At 62.9% G+C, this 22,278-nt stretch carries 23 protein-coding genes and 1 tRNA gene; 10 read left to right on the top strand and 14 right to left on the bottom strand.

The annotated features are described in order from the left end of the window. Nucleotide 1: 1 nt before the first annotated feature. The 4 genes from prmC to ACEN8U_RS15765 all read left to right on the top strand — a co-directional run bounded on the left by prmC (nucleotide 2) and on the right by ACEN8U_RS15765 (nucleotide 3,009). Nucleotides 2-889, top strand: coding sequence for a peptide chain release factor N(5)-glutamine methyltransferase (gene prmC, locus ACEN8U_RS15780; protein ID WP_310110834.1), 888 nt, complete (start codon nucleotides 2-4; stop codon nucleotides 887-889). A 233-nt stretch (nucleotides 890-1,122) separates the two neighbouring features. Continuing rightward, on the top strand, nucleotides 1,123-1,434 hold the full coding sequence (gene grxD, locus ACEN8U_RS15775) for a Grx4 family monothiol glutaredoxin (protein WP_013589742.1): 312 nt from the start codon (nucleotides 1,123-1,125) through the stop codon (nucleotides 1,432-1,434). 48 nt (nucleotides 1,435-1,482) lie between these two features. After that, nucleotides 1,483-2,082: a UbiX family flavin prenyltransferase gene (locus ACEN8U_RS15770; protein WP_015003852.1), complete on the top strand. Its 600-nt coding sequence runs from the start codon at nucleotides 1,483-1,485 to the stop codon at nucleotides 2,080-2,082. A gap of 141 nt (nucleotides 2,083-2,223) precedes the next feature. Next, nucleotides 2,224-3,009 carry a DODA-type extradiol aromatic ring-opening family dioxygenase gene (locus tag ACEN8U_RS15765; protein WP_015003853.1) on the top strand — a complete coding sequence of 262 codons (786 nt, stop codon included), beginning with the start codon at nucleotides 2,224-2,226 and terminating at the stop codon, nucleotides 3,007-3,009. A 124-nt stretch (nucleotides 3,010-3,133) separates the two neighbouring features. Here the strand turns inward: ACEN8U_RS15765 and ACEN8U_RS15760 are convergent, their stop codons facing one another. After that, nucleotides 3,134-4,729: an APC family permease gene (locus ACEN8U_RS15760; protein ID WP_013589745.1), complete on the bottom strand. Its 1,596-nt coding sequence runs from the start codon at nucleotides 4,727-4,729 to the stop codon at nucleotides 3,134-3,136. Nucleotides 4,730-5,157: 428 nt separating this feature from the next. Here ACEN8U_RS15760 and ACEN8U_RS15755 point away from each other — a divergent pair, with 428 nt between their 5' ends. Then, nucleotides 5,158-5,361 carry a cold-shock protein gene (locus ACEN8U_RS15755; RefSeq protein WP_007180251.1) on the top strand — a complete coding sequence of 68 codons (204 nt, stop codon included), beginning with the start codon at nucleotides 5,158-5,160 and terminating at the stop codon, nucleotides 5,359-5,361. 115 nt (nucleotides 5,362-5,476) lie between these two features. Here the strand turns inward: ACEN8U_RS15755 and ACEN8U_RS15750 are convergent, their stop codons facing one another. After that, nucleotides 5,477-6,727, bottom strand: a complete 1,251-nt coding sequence (locus ACEN8U_RS15750) for an Hsp70 family protein (protein ID WP_015003855.1) — start codon at nucleotides 6,725-6,727, stop codon at nucleotides 5,477-5,479. Between the two features lie 248 nt (nucleotides 6,728-6,975). On the opposite strand from ACEN8U_RS15750, the gene ACEN8U_RS15745 reads away from it, so the two are divergent. Continuing rightward, nucleotides 6,976-8,454, top strand: a complete 1,479-nt coding sequence (locus ACEN8U_RS15745) for an MFS transporter (RefSeq protein ID WP_015003856.1) — start codon at nucleotides 6,976-6,978, stop codon at nucleotides 8,452-8,454. Between the two features lie 69 nt (nucleotides 8,455-8,523). Here ACEN8U_RS15745 and ACEN8U_RS15740 read toward each other — a convergent pair whose 3' ends face one another. Further along, complete coding sequence (locus ACEN8U_RS15740) at nucleotides 8,524-9,117, bottom strand: nitroreductase family protein (RefSeq protein ID WP_175126371.1); 594 nt, start codon at nucleotides 9,115-9,117, stop codon at nucleotides 8,524-8,526. Nucleotides 9,118-9,277: 160 nt separating this feature from the next. Then, nucleotides 9,278-10,561, bottom strand: a complete 1,284-nt coding sequence (locus ACEN8U_RS15735; RefSeq protein ID WP_015003858.1) for an MFS transporter — start codon at nucleotides 10,559-10,561, stop codon at nucleotides 9,278-9,280. Between the two features lie 154 nt (nucleotides 10,562-10,715). Here ACEN8U_RS15735 and ACEN8U_RS15730 point away from each other — a divergent pair, with 154 nt between their 5' ends. Together ACEN8U_RS15730 and ACEN8U_RS15725 are read left to right on the top strand one after the other, a co-directional pair. Further along, a complete protein-coding gene (locus tag ACEN8U_RS15730; RefSeq protein WP_041745797.1) occupies nucleotides 10,716-11,387 on the top strand; it encodes a TetR/AcrR family transcriptional regulator in 672 nt (223 codons plus the stop codon). Between the two features lie 118 nt (nucleotides 11,388-11,505). Next, nucleotides 11,506-12,060 carry a DUF1415 domain-containing protein gene (locus ACEN8U_RS15725; protein WP_041745799.1) on the top strand — a complete coding sequence of 185 codons (555 nt, stop codon included), beginning with the start codon at nucleotides 11,506-11,508 and terminating at the stop codon, nucleotides 12,058-12,060. A 1-nt stretch (nucleotide 12,061) separates the two neighbouring features. On the opposite strand, the gene ACEN8U_RS15720 is transcribed toward ACEN8U_RS15725, so the two are convergent. After that, a complete protein-coding gene (locus ACEN8U_RS15720) occupies nucleotides 12,062-12,904 on the bottom strand; it encodes a class I SAM-dependent methyltransferase (protein ID WP_015003861.1) in 843 nt (280 codons plus the stop codon). Between the two features lie 385 nt (nucleotides 12,905-13,289). On the opposite strand from ACEN8U_RS15720, the gene ACEN8U_RS15715 reads away from it, so the two are divergent. Then, entirely contained in the window at nucleotides 13,290-13,610 is a 321-nt protein-coding gene (locus ACEN8U_RS15715) for a hypothetical protein (RefSeq protein ID WP_013589753.1), read from the top strand. Nucleotides 13,611-13,795: 185 nt separating this feature from the next. On the opposite strand, the gene ACEN8U_RS15710 is transcribed toward ACEN8U_RS15715, so the two are convergent. Further along, a complete protein-coding gene (locus tag ACEN8U_RS15710) occupies nucleotides 13,796-14,005 on the bottom strand; it encodes a DUF1059 domain-containing protein (protein ID WP_041745801.1) in 210 nt (69 codons plus the stop codon). A 384-nt stretch (nucleotides 14,006-14,389) separates the two neighbouring features. Here ACEN8U_RS15710 and ACEN8U_RS15705 point away from each other — a divergent pair, with 384 nt between their 5' ends. Continuing rightward, nucleotides 14,390-15,670 (top strand): TIGR03862 family flavoprotein, encoded by a 1,281-nt coding sequence (locus tag ACEN8U_RS15705; RefSeq protein ID WP_015003862.1) that lies wholly within the window; start codon nucleotides 14,390-14,392, stop codon nucleotides 15,668-15,670. 95 nt (nucleotides 15,671-15,765) lie between these two features. Here the strand turns inward: ACEN8U_RS15705 and ACEN8U_RS15700 are convergent, their stop codons facing one another. The 8 genes from ACEN8U_RS15700 to ACEN8U_RS15665 all read right to left on the bottom strand — a co-directional run bounded on the left by ACEN8U_RS15700 (nucleotide 15,766) and on the right by ACEN8U_RS15665 (nucleotide 22,260). Next, on the bottom strand, nucleotides 15,766-16,893 hold the full coding sequence (locus tag ACEN8U_RS15700) for a methyltransferase (RefSeq protein ID WP_015003863.1): 1,128 nt from the start codon (nucleotides 16,891-16,893) through the stop codon (nucleotides 15,766-15,768). Between the two features lie 211 nt (nucleotides 16,894-17,104). Next, nucleotides 17,105-17,180, bottom strand: a tRNA-Thr gene (locus ACEN8U_RS15695). Between the two features lie 19 nt (nucleotides 17,181-17,199). Next, the gene (locus tag ACEN8U_RS15690) at nucleotides 17,200-17,727 is read right to left on the bottom strand and encodes a ClpXP protease specificity-enhancing factor (RefSeq protein WP_013589757.1); all 528 of its coding nucleotides are present in this window, start codon (nucleotides 17,725-17,727) and stop codon (nucleotides 17,200-17,202) included. A 70-nt stretch (nucleotides 17,728-17,797) separates the two neighbouring features. Then, nucleotides 17,798-18,409, bottom strand: a complete 612-nt coding sequence (locus ACEN8U_RS15685; RefSeq protein ID WP_006052302.1) for a glutathione S-transferase N-terminal domain-containing protein — start codon at nucleotides 18,407-18,409, stop codon at nucleotides 17,798-17,800. A 96-nt stretch (nucleotides 18,410-18,505) separates the two neighbouring features. Beyond that, a complete protein-coding gene (locus tag ACEN8U_RS15680) occupies nucleotides 18,506-19,261 on the bottom strand; it encodes a cytochrome c1 (protein ID WP_013589758.1) in 756 nt (251 codons plus the stop codon). 23 nt (nucleotides 19,262-19,284) lie between these two features. Next, entirely contained in the window at nucleotides 19,285-20,664 is a 1,380-nt protein-coding gene (locus ACEN8U_RS15675) for a cytochrome b (RefSeq protein WP_013589759.1), read from the bottom strand. Continuing rightward, a complete protein-coding gene (gene petA, locus ACEN8U_RS15670) occupies nucleotides 20,664-21,284 on the bottom strand; it encodes a ubiquinol-cytochrome c reductase iron-sulfur subunit (RefSeq protein WP_013589760.1) in 621 nt (206 codons plus the stop codon). Before petA ends, ACEN8U_RS15675 begins: the two co-directional genes overlap by 1 nt. Nucleotides 21,285-21,513: 229 nt before the next feature. Beyond that, nucleotides 21,514-22,260 carry a Nif3-like dinuclear metal center hexameric protein gene (locus ACEN8U_RS15665; RefSeq protein WP_015003866.1) on the bottom strand — a complete coding sequence of 249 codons (747 nt, stop codon included), beginning with the start codon at nucleotides 22,258-22,260 and terminating at the stop codon, nucleotides 21,514-21,516. Between the last annotated feature and the right edge of the window lie 18 nt (nucleotides 22,261-22,278).

Here is a 22,278-nt window from a genome sequence, read left to right as displayed (position 1 = left end):
AATGACCGCCCAGGACCCAGCCGATCGCGACCGCGCCGCCACGCCGGCCACTCCCGGCACGCCAGCCACGCTCTTGCGCGCCTCGCCATTGCCGCCGCTCGAAGCGCGGATTCTGCTCACGCATGTGCTGGGCTGGCGGCAAACGCAACTCATCACACGCGCGGACGAAGTGCTCGACGGCGCCTGCGTCGAACGCTATCTGGCGTTGCAGGCACGGCGCATGGCCGGTGAGCCGGTGGCGCAGATTGTCGGCGTGCGCGAATTTTTCGGACTCGAATTCGAGGTCACGCCGCATGTGCTGATTCCGCGTCCCGAAACCGAATTGCTGGTCGAAACGGCGCTCACGGCCATGCAAGACCTCGCGCGTCCGCGCGTGCTCGATCTCGGAACCGGCACGGGCGCGATTGCGGTGGCCATTGCGTCGATGCGACCGGATGCGCAAGTCACTGCGGTGGATCGTTCGGCAGAAGCACTCGCGGTCGCGGCGCGCAATGCCGCGCGCCGGCTCGATGCAAAGCGACCCGGCGGCGCCGTGATCTTCGCGCAAAGCGACTGGTACGGTGCGCTTGACCGCAGGCTGTGCTTCGACGTGATCGTCAGCAACCCGCCGTACATTGCGAGCGGCGATCCGCATCTGGCGCAGGGCGATCTGCGCTACGAGCCGCGCGGCGCGCTCACCGACGAAGCCGACGGCCTCAGCGCGATTCGCGCGATCGTCGCCGGCGCGCCCGCGCGGCTGAGCTCGCACGGCATACTGTGGATGGAGCACGGCTACGATCAGGCCGAGGCCGTGCGCACACTTCTGACAGCGCAAGGTTTCGCAGATGTCAGATCCGAGCGGGATCTCGCAGGTATCGAGCGAATCAGCGGCGGGCGGCTTGCCGGCTGAGCTCGCCTCGCCAACACACACGCCGCCGCTCGACTCACGTCAAACGCCAAACGCCGGACGCCCAACGCCAAACGCCAAACGCCAAACGCCCAATACCAAGCCGCCGCCGGCCACAGCGAGCCGCCGCAATAGCCGCAATCACCATATGGTCAAAGCGGCCGTCGGCCGGTACGAGCGAAATCCGCTATCATTTCAGCCTATTCCCTACACATACCGGAACCGCAAGGTCAGTCATGGATACGCAACAACGCATCAAGCAAATCGTCGACGAAAACAACGTCGTGCTCTTCATGAAGGGCAGCGCACAGTTTCCGATGTGCGGCTTTTCCGGCCGCGCCGTCCAGATCCTGAAGGCTTGCAACGTCAGCGACTTCAAGACCGTCAACGTGCTCGAAGACGACGAAGTCCGCCAGGGCATCAAGCAGTTTTCGAACTGGCCGACCATTCCGCAGCTTTATGTGAAGGGCGAATTCGTCGGCGGCTCGGACATCATGATGGAAATGTACGAATCCGGCGAACTGCAGCAACTGTTTGCCGCGGCCTGATCGGCTGCTCCCGAGCTGCTCTCGAAACACGCTGAGGCGCCGCGAGTCATGGAAACACGCGCTGCGGCGCCACGCCGGCTGATTGTCGCCATCACCGGCGCGACTGGCGCCATTTACGGCATTCGCCTGCTCGAAACGCTGCGCAAGCTGGGCGGCGTGGAAAGTCATCTGCTTATTTCAAACGCCGGCTGGCTCAACATCCAGCACGAACTCAAGCTAGGCAAGGAAGACGTGCATCCGCTCGCGGATGTCGTCCATTCGGTGCGCGACGTGGGCGCGAGCATCGCGTCGGGCTCCTTTGCGACGGACGGCATGATCGTCGCGCCCTGCTCGATGAAAACGCTCGCAAGCGTCGCGCACGGTTTCTCCGACAACCTCATCACCCGCGCCGCCGACGTCACGCTCAAGGAGCGCCGCCGGCTCGTGCTGCTGGTGCGCGAAACACCGTTCAACCTCGCGCATCTGCGCAATATGACGGCGGTCACGGAAATGGGCGGCGTGATCTTTCCGCCCTTGCCTGCCTTCTACAACCAACCGGCGAGCATCGACGAGATGGTCGATCACACGGTCGCGCGCGTGCTCGATCTGTTTGCGCTCGGGCCGGCGCTCTCGCCGGCGTGGACGGGATTGCGCGGCGCCGACGATTGACTGCGTGGCGCGACCCGAGCGCCCCATTAACAACTGCCGCAAGACAATCAATTCCGCTTTCGCCCGTTTATCAAACAGCGGTGCGGCTTTATATTGGCAGCAACCGAACTTCCGATCGCGCCTTGCGGGCGCCCCGCTGCCATGAACCGCTTACCTTCGCTTTTCCTGTCCCACGGCGCGCCGACGCTGCCGATCGACCCGTCATTGCCGTCCGCCGAGTTTGCGACGCTGGGCGCGCAGTTGCCGCGGCCGGAGGCGGTGTTGATGCTCTCGGCGCATTGGGGCACCGCGCAGCCTGTCGCGAGCATCTCGACTGAACCCGAGACCATCCACGACTTTTACGGCTTTCCACGCCAACTGTACGAGATTCAGTATCCGGCTCCCGGCGCGCCCGATCTCGCGCGCCGCGCCGCCGCGCTGCTCGGTGAAGGCGGCCTGCACGCCGAGCTGCAGCCGCACGGGCTGGACCACGGCACGTGGGTGCCGATGCTGCTGATGTTTCCCGACGCGGCCATACCCGTCGCACAGTTGTCGATCCAGCCGCGCCTCGACGCCGGTCATCATTTCCGCGTCGGCCGCGCGCTGCGCGCGCTAAAGGACGAAGGCGTGCTGGTGATCGGCTCGGGCCAGATCACCCACAATCTGCGCGCGGCCGACTTTTCCGCGCGGCCCGAAGATGCCGATCCGCGCGTCGCCGAATTCACCGACTGGTTCGAGGAAAAGCTGACCGCGCGCGACATCGACGCGCTGCTCGACTACCGCCGCCAGGCGCCGCATGCCGTGCTGATGCATCCGACCGACGAGCATCTGCTGCCGGTCTTCGCCGCGCTCGGTGCCGCCGACGACGATTACTCGCTGACGATCCAGTCGCTCGGCACGTACCAGCGCGCGCTCGCCATGACGAACTACGTGTTCGGGAGCGCCTGAGCGCCGGCTCCGCCCGCGGCGGAACGAGCGGTCAAATGCCGCAGCAGAAACAAAAAGCCCGCCCGAGCAGAACTCAGGCGGGCTTTTACTTTTGACTTGCCGCCGGGACGGCGAACGCTGCAGTTTAATGTGCGCCGATACCTTCGAGCACTTCGTCGTGCGTCTGACGCTCTTCCAGATATTCGGAGCGATAACCGCTCTGCACGCCCCAGTAATAGAAGACGAGCGAGAACGCGATCACGACCAGCATGTCCCAGCCGTACGGCAGCAGGCCATGGCCGCCGAACTCCTTGCTGCCGATCAGCGACAGGATCGCCATCACCGGCAGATAGGCGACGAGCCACCATGCCGCCTTCAGGTCGCGGCCCCAGCCGCCGAAGCCCGACTTCGCCTGGAAGTAGAAGTAGACCGGCAGCGCGACAACCATCAGCAGAATGATCTCGCCCGTCAGCGGCCATTTGGCCCAGTACAGGATCAGCGACGCACACACGAACGCGAACGGCGCGATCACCTGCATGCCGGGAATATGCAGCGGACGCTCGAGATCCGTCGCCGCGCGGCGCAGCGCCATCAGGCTGATCGGGCCCGTCAGGTAGGAAATCACGGTCGCCACCGAAATCACCGCCGCGAGCGAGCTCCAGCCGCGGAAGAAGAACAGGAAGATGAACGAGACCAGCAGGTTGAACCACATCGCCGGGCGCGGGACGCCGTAAAACGGATGCACGCTGCCGAAAATCTTCGGCATCGTGTTGTTGCGCTCCATCGCGTAGATCATGCGCGTGGTGGTCGCCATGTAGGTCGTGCCGGTGCCGCTCGGGCTCACGAAGGCGTCGACATACAGCAGAATGGCCAGCCAGTTCAGGTTCAGCGCGATCGCCAGTTCCGCGAACGGCGAGGCGAAATTGAAGTGGCGCCAGCCCTTCATCACGTCGGTCGGATTGACCGAGCCGATATACGCGACCTGCAGCAGCACATAAATGACGAGCGCAAGCAGAATCGAGCCAATCACGGCGAACGGCACGCTTTTCGCGGGATTACGCGCTTCGCCGGCGAGGTTAATCGGGCTCTGGAACCCGTTGAACGCGAACACGATGCCGCTCGTGGCGACCGCCGTCAGCACGGCCGACCAGCCATACGGCGCGAACGTGCTCACCTGGCCGAAGTTTTCCGTGTGAAAGCTGCTCGCCATCAAGCCGGCGATGGTCGCCCCCGGAATCAGGAACTTGAAGATCGTAATGGCCGAGTTGGCGCGCGCAAACAGCTTCACGCCCCAGTAGTTCAGCAGGAAGTAGACGATCACGAGGGCCGCCGAGAGCAGCAGCCCGGTTGTCGTTAATGATTCGTCGACGAATAATGCATGCGCCCAGGCATACGGCCAGGTGCTCATGTATTGAATGGAGGCCTCGGCCTCGATGGGAATCACCGACACAATGGCGATCCAGTTGGCCCACGCACTGATGAAGCCCACCAGCGCGCCGTGCGAATAGCGCGCGTAACGCACCATGCCGCCCGACTCCGGGAACATCGCGCCCAGTTCGGCGTAGGTCAGCGCAATGGCGAGAATCACGACCGCGCCGATGATCCACGCGCAGATCGACGCCGGACCCGCGATTTTCGCGGCTTTCCACGCGCCGAACAGCCAGCCTGAGCCGATGATCGAACCCAGGCCGGTCAGCATGAGTGCGAACGGCCCGATGTTCCGTTGTATAGAACTTTTCACGTCTTCTCCTGTTTCAGAACCATGTCGGCACCCCCTGACCTGCGCTTATGGCGCTGAGAACGGGTGACGCGCATGTATGCGCGGCGGTTATCCGTATGGTGCAACCGGCGCGGGCGCGTAGTTTAACGGTTGCACCCGCCTCCTGCAGCGAAACTAAGGGTTCTCCCTAGCAAAAAAACTACCCACTTCGCAAGCTTTGTAAGCAACTTTTCGGTGCGCTATCGCGAATTTTTGTAAAGTTGCCGGCCGAGTGTTGACCTTCTCTCGAAATCGCCGTATAACGTTCGGGCAGGATTTCAAGCGGCGAGTGAATTGGTCTTTCGTAGTTCGCCCATCAACGGTACTCCGGTTGGTCCCATTACCCCCTTCCTTGATTTTCATGCACTCATGGGCTTCGGCCTTATTCACCATCTTTAGGAACAAGTAATATGGAAACCGGTACCGTCAAGTGGTTCAATGACGCAAAGGGCTTTGGCTTCATCACCCCGGACGGCGGCGGCGAAGATCTGTTCGCGCATTTCTCGGAAATCCGCACGGAAGGCTTCAAGACGCTGCAAGAAAACCAAAAGGTTACGTTTGAAGTGAAGACGGGCCCGAAGGGCAAGCAAGCTGCTAACATCAAGCCGGTGTAAGCGCTACGCTGCTTCCTTCTGGACGCAAAAAACCCCGCCAAGGCGGGGTTTTTTTATATCCGTCGACATTGCGACAAGGCGATTATCTTCGCGCTATGCGAGTTGTGATTCGCGTTCAGGTGAAGACACGCCGCGCGTGAATGCCGAGGCCCGTGGCCACGCTGGCGAGGCGGTCGCCGAATACGGCTTGCGCATCGGGGAATGCCGCGGCCAATGCGTTAGAGAGAAACGCGAGACCGGTCGAGCCGCCAGTAAAGTACACCGCGCTCACGTCGCGAACGGACACGCCCGCGGCCTGCACGGTGTCGCGCGCCGCCGCCACGATGCGCCGCGTCTCTTCCTGCCCCGCCTCGATCAGCTGGGCTTCGTCGAATGCAAGACGCAGTTCGTCTTCCACTTCGTCCAGATCGATCACCGTCTCGCCGCCCGCCGCGACGCCGATCTTCGCCTCTTCGGCATGCGCTGCGAGCGCGTGACCGAGACGCCGCTCGACCACGCGCATCAGGCGGTCGTGGTGCTTGACCTCGCTGAAGAGGTGCCGCATCAAAGCGAGTTCGCTCACACGCTTCGGCGCATAGACCGTGTTGATCAGATGCCACGTCGCAAGGTCGAAATAGACGCGGTTCGGGATTTCGCGGCCTTCCGGGTCGAGCGATTGATAGCCGAGTTCGCGCAGGATCGTGGCCAGTTCCACGCGGCGGTCGAAATCCGTGCCCGCGACATGCACACCGTGGTGAGCCAGCACGTCGTCCTTGCGCTCCACGCGCTGCATCCGTTCGGGCCCCACGCGCACCAGCGAAAAGTCTGACGTGCCGCCGCCAATGTCGGCCACCAGCACGAGGCCTTCGCGCGTCAGGCGCGATTCGTAGTCGAAAGCGGCCGCAATCGGCTCATACTGGAAGTGAATGTCGCGCAAACCAACTGCGCGCGCCGCCGTTTCCAGCTGCTTTTGCGCCATCTGATCCGCGCGCGGGTCGTCGTCGACGAAGAACACCGGGCGGCCCAGCACCGCGCGGTCGATCGGCGCCCCCGCGCTTTTTTCCGCCGAACGCTTCAGATGGTCGAGGAAAATCGCGATGACGTCCGTGTACTTGATTGCCGTGCCGTCGCCGAGATCCGTCGAATTATCGGCAAGCGGCGAGCCGAGAATGCTTTTCATCGAGCGCATCAGCCGCCCGTCGAAACCGTCGATGTACGCCGCGAGCGCGGCGCGCCCGAATTCGCGGGTGTCTTCGTCGGTATTGAAGAAGACCGACGTGGGCAGCGTCGTGTACGCGCCTTCGACCGGAGCGAGTCGGAGCGCCGCGCCGTCCGGAACGGCCACGGCCGAGTTGGAAGTACCGAAGTCAATCGCGCAATAGGTCATGGCAGGAATCGCCGCTCACGGCTGGCGCGCACTGGTAGGGGGAGCGGCTTTGTATCACGAAAGCCGGACCAGCATCAACATGCCAATTAGCCCGGCGGGTCGTGAGGAAAGCGCAATGCAGGCGCGACCGAGCCGCAAACGGCGTGCAGCCCCGACGCGCGCTTTGCGCGCCACGCGCGGCGGAACGCAAATTGCTACCCACTGCTGTTCCAGCCGCCGCATTCCAACGACTCAGGAGACCATCAGCAATGAGCGCGCCGCCTGCCGCCGACGTCGAGCGAAAAACCGCCGGGGTGATCGAAACGGACTTGCCGTCGCGGCTCGACCGCCTGCCTTGGGGACGCTTTCATACGTTGATCGTCGTGGCGCTCGGCGTGACCTGGCTGCTCGACGGGCTCGAGGTGACACTCGCCGGGGCGGTCGCGAGCGCGTTGAAGTCGAGCCCGTCGCTGCATTTCAGCAACGCGGACGTGGGTCTCGCCGGCAGCGCCTACATTGCCGGCGCGGTGCTGGGCGCGCTCGGTTTCGGCTGGCTCACCGACCGGCTGGGCCGCCGCAAGCTCTTTTTCATCACGCTCGCGCTGTATCTGGCGGCCACCGCCGCCACCGCCCTGTCGTGGAATCTCGCCAGCTTTTTGCTGTTCCGCTTTCTGACCGGCGCGGGCATCGGCGGCGAATACACGGCGATCAATTCGACGATTCAGGAATTCACGCCGCCTCGCGTGCGCGGCTGGATCGATCTCGCGATCAACGGCACGTTCTGGGTAGGCGCCGGGCTGGGCGCGGCGGGCTCGCTGGTGCTGCTCGATCCGCACCTGCTGCCGGGCGACTGGGGCTGGCGCGCGTGCTTTTTCATCGGCGCGGCGCTCGCGCTGATCGTGCTGCCGATGCGCATCTGGGTGCCTGAAAGCCCGCGCTGGCTGCTGACGCACGGCGACGAGCGCGACGCTCGCGGCATCGTCGAAGGCATAGAAAGTCGCTTTCGCAGCGAAGGCCACACGCTGCCCGCCGACGGCTTCACGCGCCTGCGCCTGCGGGCCCGCGGGCACACGCCGCTGCGCGAGGTGTTCCATACGCTGTTCAATCTGCACCGACGGCGCGCGCTGGTCGGTCTTTCGCTGATGACCGCGCAGGCGTTCTTCTACAACGCGATTTTCTTCACCTACGCGCTCGTGTTGACAGATTTCTACGGGGTGCCAGGCGATCACATCGGCTGGTATCTACTGCCTTTTGCGCTCGGCAATTTCCTCGGGCCGCTGCTGCTCGGCCGGCTTTTCGATGTGATCGGGCGGCGCAAGATGATCGCGTCGACTTACGGCATGTCGGCGATTCTGCTGACGGCAAGCGGCTACCTCTTCGAGCAGCACATGCTGACGGTCGTCACACAAACCGTCGCGTGGATGGTGATTTTTTTCTTCGCGTCGGCGGCGGCCAGCTCGGCTTATCTCACGGTCAGCGAATCGTTTCCGCTCGAAATCCGCGCGCTCGCCATTGCCGTGTTCTACGCGTTCGGCACGGCGCTCGGCGGAATCGCCGGCCCGGCCTTCTTCGGACGGCTGATCGACACACACCAGCGCGGCGAAGTGTTTTCCGGCTATCTGGTCGGCTCCGCGCTCATGCTCGCGGCAGCCGTGATCGCCGCGATCTGGGGTGTGGACGCGGAGCGCAAGTCGTTGGAGCATGTGGCCGCGCCGCTTTCGAGCGTAACCGACGACGACGCGCTTTGACGCGCCCCAAAAAAACGCGCGGTAGGCGCCGCGCGTTCTTCGTCAACGTGCAAGGCAACGGAAGCCGCCTCAGAACGCCTTTTTCCAGCCGCCGCCATAGGCAATCTCGCCAAGCGGCAAACGCTGGCGCGCCGACTTTTCGCGCTCGCGCAGCACCGGATCCAGCTTCTCGACGTCGCCGTAATGGCCGAGAGAAATGATCGCGATGGGCTCGACGTCGTTCGGCAACTCAAAAGCCGTGCGGAATGCGTTCGGGTCGAAGCCGCTCATCTGATGCGCGGCGAGGCCGAGCGCATGCGCCTGCAAGACCAGCGCCATGGCCGCCGCGCCGGCGTCGTATTGCGCGCAGCGGTTCACTTCGCCCTTCGCGGTACGCGTTTGCGTCGTCACGGCGATCAGCACGGGCGCGGGTGCGTTCCAGCCCTGGTTGAACGGCACGAGGGTGGCAAACGCCTGCTTGAATGCGACTTCATCGACGCTGCGGTCGAACACCAGAAAACGCCACGGCTGGGCGTTGTACGACGAAGGCGCCCAGCGTGCCGCTTCGAGCACCGCGCGCAGGTTCTCGCGGCTCACCGGCTCGCTCGAATAGGCGCGCGGGCTCCAGCGACCGGCAATCAGCTCGTGGATGGCAACTTCGGTGGGGGCGGGTTTGTGGGTCATGCGCTTCTCTCGGTGGAAATTCATGATCAACGGGCGGCTGCCCAAGGCCACATAGCATACCCAAGGATTGGCGCGCGCGCTGTGCAATGCGCGCAGATGGTTTTTCCGTGGTGTGGAAAGACGCGGAGGCGGCGGGCTCGCGTCTTTCCGCGGCGTCGCGTCAAACGGCCTGCGGCTGCGGCACCTTGGCCGGCCGGTTGATCCGCAGCACGATAACAGCCGCGACGAGGCACAGACCGCCCGAAATCATCGACGCCACCGTGTAGGTGCCGAGGCTCGCGCGCAGCATGCCCGCGCCGAGCGCCGCGAACGCCGCGCCGAGCTGATGCCCCGCCACGACCCAGCCGAACACCACGGGCGCCGACTCCTTGCCGTAGACGTCGGTCGCGAGACGCACGGTCGGCGGCACGGTGGCGATCCAGTCGAGCCCGTAGAACACGGCGAATAGCGGCAGCCCGAAAAAATCGATGCCGAAGGCGTGCGGCAGATACATCAGCGACAAGCCGCGCAGCCCGTAATACCAGAACAGCAGCACCCGGCTATTGAAACGGTCCGAGAGCCAGCCGGAGAGCGTCGTGCCGAACAGATCGAACACACCCATGGCCGCAAGCAGCGACGCGCCCTGCACTTCCGACATGCCGTAGTCGCCGCACATGGCGATCAAATGCGTGCCGACGTAGCCATTCGTGCTCGCGCCGCAAATAAAGAAGCTAAAGAACAGCAGCCAGAAATCGCGTGTCCTGCTCGCCATGGCGAGCGTGCCGAATGCGATGGCGAGCGGGTTCTGCTTCGTGACCGTGGCCGCCACGGGCGCGTCGTGCGGCTCGCCGTACGGACGCAGCTTCACATCGGCCGGGCGCTCGGGCAGCAGAAACGCCACCAGCGGCAAAACGACAGCCGCGGCCGCCGCGACGACCCACACCACCTGACGCCAGCCATAGTGCTCGGCGATGGCCGCGAGCATCGGCAGAAACACGAGCTGGCCGGTCGCCGAACTCGCCGTAAGAATCCCCATGACCAGCCCGCGGTGCGTGGTGAACCAGCGCGTCACCACGGTCGCGGACAAGGACAGCGCGGCCACGCCCGTCGCGCCGCCCACCATCACGCCCCACACGAGCACCATCTGCCACGGCTGTGTCATCAGCGACGACAGCGCGACGCCCACCGCCATCGTGCCGAGCGCAATGAGCAGCGTGGGCCGCACGCCGAAGCGCTGCATCGCCGCTGCCGCGAACGGCCCCATCAACCCGTAAAGCGCGATGTTCACGGAGATGGCGAGCGAAATCGTCGCGCGGCTCCAGCCGAACTGGTGCTCGAGCGGCACCATCATCACGCTCGGCGTGGCGCGCGTGCCGGCCGCCGCGAGCAACACCAGAAACACCACGGCGACCGTCAACCAGCCGTAGTGGAAACGCCTGCCTATCAGTCCTGCTGCCCAGTTCATCGGTTCTCCTGTCGCGCGAATTCGAAGCGTCGGCACCGTCGGTATTTTTACGGTTTCGGTAAGGGACTTGTGACAGATCAGTCACAATCAGTGTTGCGATGTTAGTTACAGCTCGGTAACATGTCAAGGCGTCAATTGAATTCAGGGGCCGTTCATGTCTGCAAGCGAAACTTCCAAGCCAGCCGGCGCTCCGCCGGGGTCCGGGCCGGTGGGCGCCCCGCGCCGGGCCCGGGGCACGCATACGACCGGGCCCGAAGCGCAACAGCACTTGCTGCGCGCCGCGGACGAACTGTTCTATCGCGAGGGCGTTCGCGCAGTGGGCGTGGACGCGGTGGTCGAGCGGGCCGGCGTCAACAAGATGAGCCTGTACCGCCAGTTTTCGTCGAAAGACGAACTGGTGATGGCGTACCTGGAGCGCAAAGACGCGCAGTTCTTCGGCTATGTCGAGAAGAGCTTCGCGAAACATCCCGGCGAGCCCGCGCGGCAGTTGCAGCAATATTTCGACGACCTCGCGGCGCGGGCGTCGCTCGAGGACTATCGCGGCTGTCCGTTCGTGAATGTCGCCGTCGAGTTTTCGGACACCGAGCACGCCGCGCGGCAATTCGTGTTCCGCAACAAGGAGCGGCTGCTCGCGCGTCTCACTGAACTGGCGACGGCCGCAGGCGCCGACGATCCCGAGCTGCTCGGCAACGCGCTCGCTTTGCTGATCGAGGGTGTGTATGCGGCGAGCCAGACCTATCGCGCCGGTTCCGGGCCGGTGCTGGCCGCGCCGAAAGCGGCAGCGCAATTGATCGCCGCCGCATGCGGGGGCAGATCGGCAGGTTAGTTTTGGCTGGATCGCTGGTTCGCTGATTCGCGCGAGCGCACGCACGCAGCCAGCAGCGCCGTCGTGAGCCCGCGCGGGCGCCGCTAAAATGACGCTTTGCCTGAATTGCCGAACCGCCATGCCCTCATCCGCCGAACCGCACGACGCAGTCGTTGCCGCCACCCGTCACTGGCTGACTGAAGCCGTGATCGGACTCAACCTGTGTCCGTTTGCGAAGGCCGTCCACGTAAAGGGACAAATTCGCTACGCGGTGAGCGAGGCCACCGACCTGGAAGGCGTGCTCGCCGATCTCGAAACGGAGCTGAACACGCTGGTCGCCGCCGATCCCGCTGCCGTGGACACGACACTATTAATCTTGCCCCAGGCGCTCGGCGATTTTCTCGAATACAACGACGCGCTTTTTTTCGCCGAAAGAATGCTCAAGCAGCTTCGGCTCGAAGGCATTATCCAGATTGCCAGCTTTCACCCTTTCTATCAGTTCGAAGGCACCGAACCTGACGACATCGAGAATTACACGAATCGCGCGCCGTACCCCATTCTGCATTTACTCAGAGAAGACAGCATTGAGCGCGCGGTTCAGGCATTTCCCGATGCTGAAGCAATCTACGAACGCAATCAGGAAACGCTGCGACGAATCGGACTCGCCGGCTGGCATAAATTGATGAAAGCCTGAATTACGCGGAAACGAAAAACCGCTCTTTCAGTTCCTCGATACCGAGCGTCTGCATCACCTCGTTGAGGCGCTCGGCCGGGCGCCGCCGCGGCAGGTCCTTGAACTGGGCGATAATCAGTTCGTTTTTCATCGAATGTTCCCAGCCGACCAGTTCCGTCACGCTCACCTGATAGCCGTGCGCTTCCAGCTGCAAGCAGCGCAGCACGTTGGTAATCTGACTGCCGAATTCGCGCGTATGCAACGGATGCCGCCAGATTTCCGTCAGCGCATTGCCAAGCGATTTACTTTTGTTTTGCCGTAAAACGCCTGCCACTTCGGCCTGACAACACGGCACCACCACAATGTATTTCGCCTTCTTTTCGAGGGCGAAGCGAATGGCGTCGTCGGTGGCGGTATTGCAGGCGTGCAATGCGGTGACAATATCGATTTGCGCCGGCAGGCGCTCCGACGTAATGGATTCGGCTACCGACAGATTCAGAAACGACATGCCCGTAAAGCCGAGCCGCGCCGCCAGTTGCTCGGAGCGGGTCACGAGCTCCTCGCGCGTTTCAATGCCGTAAATGTGCGACGCCCCACCTGCGGCACCCTGAAAGTCCTTGAAGAACAGGTCGTACAGGATAAAACCTAGATATGACTTGCCCGCGCCGTGGTCGACGAGCGTGAACGCGCCCTTCTGCTCCTTCAGGTCCGTCAGCAGCGGCTCGATGAACTGGAACAGATGGTAGACCTGCTTCAGCTTGCGGCGGCTGTCCTGGTTCATCTTGCCGTCGCGCGTCAGGATGTGCAGCTCCTTGAGCAACTCGATGGACTGGTTCGGGCGAATTTCGTGGGTTTTGCTGGACATCGTGGGAAGCCGTGGGCAATTGCGGCGGGAACGTGCGTCAGGTGACGGAAGAAAACAAAAGTTGCTGCCAGTTTACCCAAACGGCGGGCCGTTCACCGAAGAGCGCGCCAAAACATGCAGGAAGTGCCGCATTCCTGGAACAGTTCCTGCTGTTTTTCGGCACGCCGCGGGAATTCTCCGCGCGCAGCAGAACCGTTTCGCGCCGCCAAGGTCCCAAAGGCTTAAGCCGTGGTGCCCATAACAACAAGCTGTCGGTCGTGGTGACGAACACCCGGCCCGGATGCAAGTGGGGAGGACGGCTCCGTAACACGAGCCGAACGTTACGTAACCGGCAGCGCGCCGCAATGTCGACAGCACTCGCGCCCGGACAATAGAAGAGGCAGCAATGGATACGGTACCCAACGGAAACGTCGAACAGAAGTTCCAGGAAATGATGGCGAAGCTCACCGCCATGCCCGCCTGGAGCGAAAAGCAGCAGCTCGAGCTGGAGATGGCGCGCGACATCTCCACGGAAATGCTTCGTCTCGCCGAAGTCATGCGCGACGGCAGCGTCGACATGGAAACCTGCCTGACGCTGCTCAAATACGCGAAAGTGCTGGACTTCGTGATGACCACGCTCGCGTCGCGGCGCGACATCAAACCGCAAACGCTGCGTGTCATCTTCAAGCTTGCCGGGCTCAAGGTCGACGAAGCCTACCCGAGCTGAGACCTCGGGCAACGCGTCGAGACGAGATCGACACCACGCCGCGACTCGCGCGAGCGGTCACGCGCCGCTCGCCTCCCCCGCGAGTCAGCGCGGCGGCTCTTTTTCCTGCCCGAGTGCAGTCAGAGGTTCGAGGCTCAATCCGCGAGTCAATGCCGCAAGTCAACGCCGCGAGTCAATGCCGCGACTCACATGCGCGGAGCCTGAACCGGGGGCGTGCCTTCGTGAAAAAGCGTCCTCAATTGCGACCGGAGTTCCGGCGAATCAGCATGCTTGTGCACGCTGACCGCGTGCTGCACGGCGGCGTCGAGCAACTCGTCTTCGCTGTCGGCCGACAGCGCGACCGTGCAGTTCATTTCGCTTGGAAACTCGCGGCAGTCGATGTAGTGGCGGGTCATGGCAGTCTCCTTGATCGATAGGTGCGGACATCCACGCAGGACACGACGCGCGAACTCGCGCGGGAACGACGCGGTGAGTGGAAAGATGCGGGGAACGACGCGAATGGCGCCCGGTGGAAGGTGTCCAGAAATTATAGTTCGCGATGCTGAATAACAAAGCGGCGGCCTTACGGCGCGGTGGGCGCAAAGGCGCCGAAATGTAGCGTTCTCGCGTCTGTGGTGAAGACCGACGCGTTTGCCCGGCGCCGCTTGCAATGTAAAAATAGCGGCCTTCGCCGCGCCACGTCTCACCGCAGCACGCTGTTGTGCTGGTGAGAGGAGCACGCCCGTTGTTTCGCCGCATAGGCTGCGGCACGCCGCCTCTTCCCTTATCCGCAGGCCCGCATGTCATCTTCGTTCGATTCCGCCCGCGTCGCCGTCATCGGCGGCGGCCCCGCCGGTTTGATGGCCGCCGAGGCGCTTTGCCTGCAAGGCGTGCAGGTGGACGTCTATGACGCCATGCCCTCCGTGGGCCGCAAATTCCTGATGGCCGGCAAAGGCGGCATGAACATCACGCATTCCGAGCCGCTCGAGCCGTTTCTCGATCGCTACGGCGCGCGCCGCGACCGCATCGCGCCGCTTGTGGACGCGTTCGGGCCGCACGCGCTGCGCGCGTGGCTACGCGAGCTGGGCGTGGAGACGTTCGTCGGCAGTTCAGGACGCGTTTTTCCGACCGACATGAAAGCCGCGCCGATGCTGCGCGCGTGGCTGCATCGGTTGAGGGAAGGCGGCGTGCGCTTTCACATGCGGCACAAGTGGAGCGGCTGGGACGGCGAGCACACGGACGGCGAAGGCGCGCCATCCGCCCGCTTGCGCTTCGCGACGCCCGAAGGCGAACAGTCCGCCGACTGTGGCGCCGTCGTACTTGCGCTCGGCGGCGCCAGCTGGCCGCGCCTCGGGTCCGACGCGGCGTGGGTGCCGTTGCTCGCCTCGCGCGGCGTGCCGGTGCAGCCGCTCAAGCCCGCGAACTGCGGCTTCGACGCCGGCTGGAGCCCTTACCTGGTGGAGCGTTTCGCGGGTCAGCCAGTGAAGTCGGTGGCCATTTCACTGACCGACGTAGACGGAAAAGTCCACAATCGACAAGGTGAAATACTTCTGACCGAAACCGGCCTTGAAGGCAGTCTGATCTACGCGCTTTCCGCGCCGATTCGCGAGCGGATTGCCGCCGACGGCGAACTCACGATTTCGCTGGATCTGGCGCCAGGCCTGGCTCTCGAGCGGGTGGTGGCGGAAGTGACGCGGCCGCGCGGGTCGCGCTCCATGTCGAGTCATTTGCAAGGAAGAGTCGGCATTGGCGGCGTAAAACTCGCGCTGCTGCACGAGATTCTGCCGAAGGAAGTTTTCGTCGACGCGACGCGTCTCGCGCATGCGATCAAGGCGTTGCCCGTGCGGCTGTTGCGCGCGCGGCCCATTTCCGAAGCAATCAGCAGCGCTGGCGGTGTCCCGTTCGAGGCGCTGGATGCGCATCTCATGATCGAGTGTGTGCCCGGCGTTTTCTGCGCCGGAGAAATGCTGGACTGGGAAGCGCCGACGGGCGGCTATCTGCTGACGGCCTGTTTTGCGAGCGGTTTGGTCGCGGGGCGCGGGGCCGCGGCGTTTGCCAAGGCGCGGGCGGGGTTGCCGTAAGACGGCTCTGCCCGTTACGCCAGAGTCGTCTTAAGCCCCAGCCGGCAGTGCCCGTTCGCGACTGCTGAATCTCTCACCCGCCGCTTACAACCGGCTCAAGCACGCGCCTTCAGTCGCCACAACGAGGTCACTTCGGCCACGCGCGCCTTGTAGAGCGGATCCGCCTCATCCGTCGACTTCGGATGCCTCGGGCGAATATCCTCCCGACCGACTACGGTGAGCCCCGCATCGTCGATAGCGGCGAGCAACCACTCGCGCGTGCGCAATCCGAGATGCTCGGCAAAGTCTGACAGAATCAGCCAGCCTTCCCCGCCCGGCGACAGATGTTCCGCGAGGCCCTTGAGAAAGCCCAGCAGCATGCGGCTTTCCGGATCGTAGACGGCATATTCGATCGGCGAAGCGGGCCGCGCCGGCACCCACGGCGGGTTGCAGACGACAAGCGGCGCGCGTCCTTCCGGAAACAGGTCGGCTTGCACGACTTCGACTTGCTGCTCATAACCAAGGCGCGTCAGATTCTCGCGCGCACAGGCAAGTGCCCTCGGATCCTGGTCCGTCGCGACGATTTTCTTCACGCCGCGTTTGGCGAGCAGCGCAGCGAGCACGCCGGTGCCCGTGCCGATGTCGAAGGCCTTGTTCAGCGAAGGCAGCGGCGTGCGCGCGACGAGATCGACATATTCCCCGCGCACCGGCGAAAACACGCCGTAGTGCGGATGAATCCGATCGCCGAGCGCAGGAATTTCCACACCCTTCTTCCGCCATTCGTGCGCGCCGATCAGACCGAGCAGCTCACGCAGCGACACGACCGAGGCTTCGTCGCCCGGCGGCCCGTAAGTTTCGATGCAGGCCTGCTGCACATCCGGCGCACGGCGCAGCGGAATCGCGTAATCGGCGTCGAGCGGAATCAGGATCATGCCGAGCGTGCGCGCGCGCTGCGACTGCGTCTGCCGATGCAGGTTGAACGCATCGAGCGGCGTCGCGCCCTGCTTGCGCGGCTTGCGCTCCAGCCGCCGCGTGACCGCCTGCAGCAATTGACGCGCGTTCTGGAAGTCGCCGCGCCACAGCAGCGCGGTGCCTTCGCACGCGAGCCGGTAGGCGGAATCGGCGGTGGTTCTGTCGTCGGCGACGATCACGCGCTTCGGTGGCGGCACCGCCGCCTCGGAGCGCCAACGCGCGGTACGGGGGCCGTCGGCTTCGGGCCAGGTGATGCTTGCAGGGCTCGTCATGGAAAGTTGAATGGTTGGGCGAAGTGGCGCTGCGACGTACTCTCGGCGCTCAGGCTCGGCGAAATGTAGACAGTTTAGTCCACAATCGACAAGGTGAAAGAGATATGGCGATTTTAGCCCTCACCTGCGCTCACCGTTTGCAGTGTCAACCGCTGAGCGGCCAAATAAAAAACGGGGTTCCTGACTGAACAGAAACCCCGTTTCGCACTACTGGTGCCGGCTGCAGGACTCGAACCCGCCACCTCATGATTACAAGTCAAGCGCTCTACCTGATGAGCTAAGCCGGCATGAGGCCGTGATTCTACTTCATTTTACGATCTTGAGGCGAGCCCTCCCGCCACCTTTCGAACCGTCGTCGTCGGGCTGGTCGCCCTCCGGCGCGCGATCGGCTTTGGCGGCGGCATCGGCTGCGGACGGACTCTCGACCGCACGCGGCGCGGCCGGTGAGGCGACCGGTTCGGCCGGCTGGGCCGATTCGACCGCTTCGGCGTCTGCGCCCGAATCCTGCGCTTCGCCGCCTGTCGACTCGACCGGAAACGCCATGCCTTGCCCGTTTTCACGCGCGTAGATCGCGAGAATATTGGCGACCGGCACCTCGATCTTGTGCGACTTGCCGGAGAAACGGGCGCTGAACTCGACCCACTCGTTGCCCATCTGCAACTGGCTGGTGGCCTCGAAGCTGATGTTCAACACGATCTCGTTATCGCGCACGAATTGCCGCGGCACGCGCGTGTGATTGTCGACGCGCACCGCAATGTGCGGCGTGTAGCCGTTATCCGTGCACCATTCGTACAGCGCGCGCAGCAGATAAGGCTTGGTGGAAATCTCTTGCATCAGCAGTCCTCTTACCGGGCGCGGGGCCGCGCGCGACAAGCCGCGTGGCGCCCTGCGCCCAAAGCCAAACTCAACGACGCATCACCTTTTCGGAAGGCGTGAGCGCCTCGATATAAGCCGGACGGCTGAAAATGCGCTCGGCGTATTTCATGAGCGGCGCCGCGTTCTTCGACAGCTCGATGCCATAGTGGTCCAGACGCCACAGCAGCGGCGCGATCGCGACGTCGAGCATCGAGAACTCTTCGCCGAGCATGTATTTGTTTTTCAGGAAGATCGGCGCGAGTTGCGTCAGGCGGTCGCGAATCGCGAGGCGCGCTTTCTCGTGGTTCTTTTCGGCGGCCTTGCCCTTTTCGTTTTCGAGCGTGCCGACGTGGACGAACAGCTCCTTCTCGAAGTTGAGCAGGAACAGGCGCGCGCGGGCGCGCTGAACCGGGTCGGCCGGCATGAGTTGCGGGTGCGGGAAGCGCTCGTCGATATACTCGTTGATGATGTTCGATTCGTACAGAATCAGGTCCCGTTCGACGAGGATCGGCACTTGACCATACGGATTCATCACGGCGATGTCTTCCGGCTTGTTAAACAGGTCGACGTCGCGGATCTCGAAGTCCATGCCCTTTTCGAACAACACCAGCCGGCAACGCTGGGAGAACGGGCAAGTAGTGCCGGAATACAGAACCATCATGATTTACGTTTCCTCAAAAAGCTGAAGGGCCAGCGCGCGGAAAAACCGTTCAGCAGGTTTTTCCTGGCGCCGGCCCCACGCCGTGGTGCGGCGTGATTATTTGATATGTTTCCAGTACGCGGCGTTCAGTCGCCAGGCGAAAAAGCTCAGAATACCGAGGAACAACAGCACCCACACGCCAAGTTGCTTGCGGGTTTTCTGCGTCGGCTCGGACATCCAGGACAGATACGACACAAGGTCGGCCACAGCAGAATCATAATCTACCGGCGACATCGTCCCCGGAGTGACCTGCTGGAAGCCCACAAATTTGTGCACCGTTTCGCCTGTTCTTTCGTCGACTTCGTCACCGAACTTCGCGGTACGTTGCCCCTGAAGCTGCCACAGCACGTGAGGCATGCTCACGTTTTCATACACCAGATTGTTCCAGCCGGTCGGCCGCGTATTGTCGCGATAAAAACTGCGCAAATACGTGTACAGCCAGTCCTTGCCGCGCGCCCGCGCTTCCACTGACAGATCCGGCGGACTTGCGCCGAACCAGGCTTTCGCGTCGTCCGGGCGCATTGCCACGGTCATCGTGTTGCCGATCTTGTCGGTGGTGAAGAGCAGGTTCGACTGAATTTCGTTCGGCGTGATGCCTAAGTCGGTCAGCCGGTTGTAGCGCATCAGGTTCGCGCTGTGGCAATTCAGGCAGTAGTTTACAAACAATTGCGCGCCGTGCTGCAAAGAAGCGAAATTGTCTGCGTTATCCGGCGCGTGGTCGAGGTGGATATTCTCGTCCGCGAAAGCCGGGCCGGCCAGCACCGCGAGCAGTGTCGCGCCGATCAGCGCGCACGTCGAAAGCAGCTTTTTCATCTTCGTGTTCTCCTCGCTCGCGATTAGTGGGGCTTGTAGCGCACGCGCTCAGGCGGTTGCTTGAACGTGCCAAGCCGCGTCCAGAACGGCATGCCGAGGAAAAACGCAAAATAGATCAGCGCGCACACCTGCGCAATCAACGTGGCCGCCGGCGATGGGGGTTTGGTGCCGAGGAAGCCCAACGTCAGGAAGGCCAGCACGAAGATCCCGTAGAACACCTTGTGAAAGAACGGCCGGTAGCGGATCGACTTGACGGGCGAGCGGTCGAGCCACGGCAGGAAGAAGAGCGAAATCACCGCGCCGCCCATCACCACCACGCCCCAGAACTTCGACTCGGTGAACGCCATCGCCAGAATCACGAGCACGGCGAGCACCGGCAAGCCGAGCTTCCACTTGCCGCGCGCGCGCACGAGCGCGAGCAGGCCGAGCAGCGCGATCACGACCATCAGCACGATCTTGAACGGGTCGGTGGTGGCACGCAGCATCGCGTAAAAGGCCGTGAAGTACCAGACCGGCGCGATTTCCGGCGGCGTCTGCAGCGGATTTGCCGGCACGAAGTTGTTCGCTTCGAGGAAATACCCGCCCATTTCCGGCGCGAAGAAGATGATCGCCGCAAAGATCATCAGGAAGATGCATACGCCCATGAAATCGTGCACCGAGTAGTACGGGTGAAACGGAATGCCGTCGAGCGGGATGCCGTCGCGGTCCTTCTTCGCCTTGATCTCGATGCCGTCGGGATTGTTCGAGCCGACTTCATGCAGGGCGACCAGGTGCGCAACCACGAGCCCCAGCAGCACGAGCGGTATGGCGATCACGTGAAACGCGAAGAAGCGGTTCAGTGTGACGTCCGACACCACATAGTCGCCACGAATCCACAGCGACAGATCCGGGCCGATGAACGGAATCGCCGAAAAGAGGTTCACGATCACCTGCGCCCCCCAGAACGACATCTGGCCCCACGGCAGCAGGTAGCCGAAAAACGCCTCGGCCATCAGACACAGAAAAATCGCGCAGCCGAAAATCCACACGAGTTCGCGCGGCTTGCGGTACGAGCCGTACATGAGCCCGCGGAACATGTGCAGGTACACGACCACAAAGAACATGGACGCGCCCGTGGAGTGCATGTAGCGGATCAGCCAGCCCCACGGCACCTCGCGCATGATGTACTCGACCGACGCGAAAGCCAGCGTCGCGTCGGGCTTGTAGTTCATGGTGAGGAAGATGCCCGTGACAATCTGGTTGACGAGCACCAGCAGCGCGAGCGAGCCGAAGAAGTACCAGAAGTTGAAGTTTTTCGGCGCGTAGTACTCGGAAACGTGCTTTTTCCAGGTCGACGTGAAGGGAAAGCGCCGGTCGATCCAGCCGACGAGCCCGGTCGTCTCTACTTCGTGTTCGATCGCCATTACGCTTCTCCTTTCTCGTCCTTGCCGATCACGAGCCCATTGGCCGACGTGAACATATAAGGCGGGATGTCGAGGTTTTGCGGCGCAGGTTTGTTCTTGAAGACGCGGCCGGCCATGTCATAGGTCGAGCCGTGGCACGGGCACAGGAAACCGCCTGGCCAGTCGTCCGGCAGATTGGGCTGCGCGCCCTCCTGGAAGCGCGGCGTCGGCGTGCAGCCAAGGTGGGTGCACACAGCAACAGCGACAAAAATATTCTTGTGGTCGGTGCGCGAGCGGAATTCGTTGTTGCAGTACTCCGGCAACGGCATCGAAAACGGATTCTTCGAGTGGGGATCGGCTACTTCGTTATCGGCTTTCTGGACATCGGCGAGCATCTTCTCGGTGCGGTTGATGATCCAGACCGGCTTGCCGCGCCAGGCCACGGTCTTCATGTCGCCGGGCTTGAGATCGCTAATGTCGACTTCGACCGGGGCTCCTGCTGCCTTGGCCTTTTCAGATGGTGCAAACGAACTAACAAAGGGTACGACAGTGGCAACACCTCCAATGCCACCTGCTACGGTCGTCGCTATCAGCCAGGTACGGCGGCTGCCGTCGACGCGTTCATCTTCCTTGTCTCGCATCACACGCCCCACTTCTGAGTTGGATTTTCCTTCAGGTCGCTTCTACCGCCGCTAGTTTGCTCGAATGGAGTCGCCATTTACAAGGGCCGATTGCCAAAAACCGTGCGAAGCCTTTGATAACTCAGGGTTTCTCCGTACGGATCGCAAACATTTTCACCACTGCTTTTAAGTGCTCCCTCCGTTATTCAAGCTTTTTTCTTCGCTAATGCGTATTCGATATGCCGACGCCTCAAACGGGGTTCGGGATATCGATAAAGAGGTGCTCTATATCGAACTGTTCGGACAGGTGCTTGCCGACCGCCTGCACGCCGAAGCGCTCGGTGGCGTGATGCCCTGCCGCGAGAAACGCGACGCCGCTTTCCGCCGACGTGTGCATGACCGATTCCGAGACCTCACCCGTCAGATAGACGTCCGCGCCGGCGTTGATGGCCGCATCGAACATGCCTTGCGCCGCGCCCGTGCACCACGCGACGCGGCGCAACATGCGGTCCGGGTCGCCGAACACCAGCGGCGTGCGGCCGAGCGTCTGCTCGATCTCTGCGGTGAAGTGCGCGAGTGTGATTGGCATGGCGAAGGTGGCGAGCCAGCCCAGGTCGTTTTCGCCGAAGCGCGCGTCGCTGATCCAGCCCATCTTCGCGCCGATCTGCGCGTTGTTGCCGAACTCGGGATGATCGTCGAGCGGCAGGTGATAGGCGAACAGGTTCAGGTCGTTCGCCAGGAGGAGCTTCAGGCGCGCGTACTTGCGGCCGGTGATCTGCGGCGCCTCGTTGCGCCAGAAGTAGCCGTGGTGAACCAGCACGGCGTCCGCGCCCCACTCCAGCGCGGCTTCGAGAAACGCGACCGACGCGGTGACGCCGGTGGCGAGTTTGCCGACCTTGCGGCGCCCTTCGACTTGCAGACCGTTCGGGCAATAGTCCTTGAAGCGCGCGGTTTCAAGAAGATTGTTCAAGTACAATTCAAGTTCGATCCGATCCATATAAACCTCTAGTCTTCA

The sequence above is a fragment of the Paraburkholderia phenoliruptrix genome (assembly GCF_047325075.1).
Taxonomy (GTDB): Bacteria; Pseudomonadota; Gammaproteobacteria; order Burkholderiales; family Burkholderiaceae; genus Paraburkholderia; species Paraburkholderia phenoliruptrix.
Note: the sequence above shows the minus strand (reverse complement) of the source record. Positions and strands in the feature narration are given on the sequence as shown.

Bases quoted from the DNA above. Each gene is read 5' to 3' on its own strand.
- prmC (WP_310110834.1), top strand. From the start codon at position 2: ATGACCGCCCAGGACCCAGCCGATCGCGACCGCGCCGCCACGCCGGCC.
- grxD (WP_013589742.1), top strand. From the start codon at position 1,123: ATGGATACGCAACAACGCATCAAGCAAATCGTCGACGAAAACAACGTC.
- ACEN8U_RS15770 (WP_015003852.1), top strand. From the start codon at position 1,483: ATGGAAACACGCGCTGCGGCGCCACGCCGGCTGATTGTCGCCATCACC.
- ACEN8U_RS15765 (WP_015003853.1), top strand. From the start codon at position 2,224: ATGAACCGCTTACCTTCGCTTTTCCTGTCCCACGGCGCGCCGACGCTG.
- ACEN8U_RS15755 (WP_007180251.1), top strand. From the start codon at position 5,158: ATGGAAACCGGTACCGTCAAGTGGTTCAATGACGCAAAGGGCTTTGGC.
- ACEN8U_RS15750 (WP_015003855.1), bottom strand. From the start codon at position 6,727: ATGACCTATTGCGCGATTGACTTCGGTACTTCCAACTCGGCCGTGGCC.
- ACEN8U_RS15745 (WP_015003856.1), top strand. From the start codon at position 6,976: ATGAGCGCGCCGCCTGCCGCCGACGTCGAGCGAAAAACCGCCGGGGTG.
- ACEN8U_RS15740 (WP_175126371.1), bottom strand. From the start codon at position 9,117: ATGACCCACAAACCCGCCCCCACCGAAGTTGCCATCCACGAGCTGATT.
- ACEN8U_RS15735 (WP_015003858.1), bottom strand. From the start codon at position 10,561: ATGAACTGGGCAGCAGGACTGATAGGCAGGCGTTTCCACTACGGCTGG.
- ACEN8U_RS15730 (WP_041745797.1), top strand. From the start codon at position 10,716: ATGTCTGCAAGCGAAACTTCCAAGCCAGCCGGCGCTCCGCCGGGGTCC.
- ACEN8U_RS15725 (WP_041745799.1), top strand. From the start codon at position 11,506: ATGCCCTCATCCGCCGAACCGCACGACGCAGTCGTTGCCGCCACCCGT.
- ACEN8U_RS15720 (WP_015003861.1), bottom strand. From the start codon at position 12,904: ATGTCCAGCAAAACCCACGAAATTCGCCCGAACCAGTCCATCGAGTTG.
- ACEN8U_RS15715 (WP_013589753.1), top strand. From the start codon at position 13,290: ATGGATACGGTACCCAACGGAAACGTCGAACAGAAGTTCCAGGAAATG.
- ACEN8U_RS15710 (WP_041745801.1), bottom strand. From the start codon at position 14,005: ATGACCCGCCACTACATCGACTGCCGCGAGTTTCCAAGCGAAATGAAC.
- ACEN8U_RS15705 (WP_015003862.1), top strand. From the start codon at position 14,390: ATGTCATCTTCGTTCGATTCCGCCCGCGTCGCCGTCATCGGCGGCGGC.
- ACEN8U_RS15700 (WP_015003863.1), bottom strand. From the start codon at position 16,893: ATGACGAGCCCTGCAAGCATCACCTGGCCCGAAGCCGACGGCCCCCGT.
- ACEN8U_RS15690 (WP_013589757.1), bottom strand. From the start codon at position 17,727: ATGCAAGAGATTTCCACCAAGCCTTATCTGCTGCGCGCGCTGTACGAA.
- ACEN8U_RS15685 (WP_006052302.1), bottom strand. From the start codon at position 18,409: ATGATGGTTCTGTATTCCGGCACTACTTGCCCGTTCTCCCAGCGTTGC.
- ACEN8U_RS15680 (WP_013589758.1), bottom strand. From the start codon at position 19,261: ATGAAAAAGCTGCTTTCGACGTGCGCGCTGATCGGCGCGACACTGCTC.
- ACEN8U_RS15675 (WP_013589759.1), bottom strand. From the start codon at position 20,664: ATGGCGATCGAACACGAAGTAGAGACGACCGGGCTCGTCGGCTGGATC.
- petA (WP_013589760.1), bottom strand. From the start codon at position 21,284: ATGCGAGACAAGGAAGATGAACGCGTCGACGGCAGCCGCCGTACCTGG.
- ACEN8U_RS15665 (WP_015003866.1), bottom strand. From the start codon at position 22,260: ATGGATCGGATCGAACTTGAATTGTACTTGAACAATCTTCTTGAAACC.